This window comes from Pseudomonas sp. CM25 (genome assembly GCF_013179705.1).
Taxonomy (GTDB): domain Bacteria; phylum Pseudomonadota; class Gammaproteobacteria; order Pseudomonadales; family Pseudomonadaceae; genus Aquipseudomonas.
The window spans coordinates 1-767 of sequence record NZ_JABMCW010000698.1 but is presented as its reverse complement, the minus strand read 5'-3'; the positions used below and the strand labels follow the sequence as shown (position 1 = coordinate 767).

Below are 767 nucleotides of genomic sequence, written 5' to 3'. Positions count from 1 at the left end.
TGCCGCAAACGGTAAAGACTATGCGATCAAAACTGTTATGGACGGAAACGGTAAGATTCCCGCTTCAGAGGCATTCTGCTACCAGCTTGCTAGATTGGTCTTAATCGCCACCCCAGATTTTGATGTGATCGAACTGCACGACGGATCTCATGCATTCGGATCGGTATGGGAAGGAGGCGCTTCTACCCTGAAGGAAGGCATCCAGGTCATGAGGATTCTGAAGGGGGAGATTCCCGTTGTCGGACTCAAAACTTTCTTCAGCCGCGTATATGCATTAGACCTATTTGTTAACAACGTAGACCGACACTTCGGAAACTATATTTTCCGCCCTAGCTACAGCGGTCAAATAGCGCTAGCTTTTGACTTCAGTAGGGCATGGTTTGCGTTCAACCCATTCGGTTACGAAGCAGCTGTTGAGTCTAATAACACGTCCAGCTCCATACAACACATTCAACACTACAAGCAATTTGATCGAGACGAAGCGATAAAATGCTTAGACATGATCGCGAAATTGACCAAAGAAGATGCTGCGGCTATAATTCTGAATTTTCCTGAGGCTTGGATGTCTGATAAGGATCGGCAAGAGTTCCTGGAGTGGTGGGGTTCTCAAGCTCGAATCGATCGGATCGATTTTCTCAAAGGGATGCTGTAATAATGATTACCTACGATTACTCTCTCATAAGATATATGCCAAGCCCCAAGCGCGGCGAGATTGTCAATATAGGCATACTTATATATAGCAGCCCGCGCTTTGACATCCGACTATT

General features: G+C 46.2%; 2 protein-coding genes. Both read left to right on the top strand.

What is annotated here, in order from left to right; genetic code table 11:
• The coding region (locus HP546_RS30780) for a hypothetical protein (RefSeq protein ID WP_172233792.1) at nt 1–652 on the top strand (652 nt) is incomplete at its 5' end.
• 2 nt (nt 653–654) lie between these two features.
• Nucleotides 655–767: DUF3037 domain-containing protein (locus HP546_RS31965; protein ID WP_172233789.1), on the top strand; the 113-nt coding region annotated here is incomplete at its 3' end.